The sequence below is a fragment of the Neobacillus pocheonensis genome, assembly GCF_050477905.1.
In the GTDB taxonomy this organism is placed as follows: domain Bacteria; phylum Bacillota; class Bacilli; order Bacillales; family Cytobacillaceae; genus Neobacillus; species Neobacillus pocheonensis_A.
The window spans coordinates 1-278 of sequence record NZ_JBCNAD010000108.1; the positions used below are offsets into that span (position 1 = coordinate 1).

General features: G+C 33.8%; 1 pseudogene. It reads right to left on the minus strand.

The window, feature by feature from the left end:
- Positions 1 to 195: pseudogene (locus ABES02_RS29635) on the minus strand (hypothetical protein); the annotation flags it as partial.
- Positions 196 to 278 lie beyond the last annotated feature (83 nt).

The following is a 278-nucleotide window of genomic DNA, read 5'->3' on the forward strand; positions in this document are numbered from 1 at the left end:
ATATGTATATTGTTTTCCAATCGGCTGATTAAATCGATGTACTTCATTCTCACGGAACCATTTCATCCATGTCTTGATTTGAGATACATTTTTAATTCCGTACTTATCCATTAATTCTTGATTTGTAAACTGCCCGCTCATTTTATCTTTCACTACTGCCCATTTGGTTTCACTTGAATATACATTTTTGCCCACGCAAAAACACCTCCGATTTAGCACTTTTATTAAGTGTACCATTTCGAAGGTGTTTTATAGTGTCTCATTTTTTTAGGTTAGTC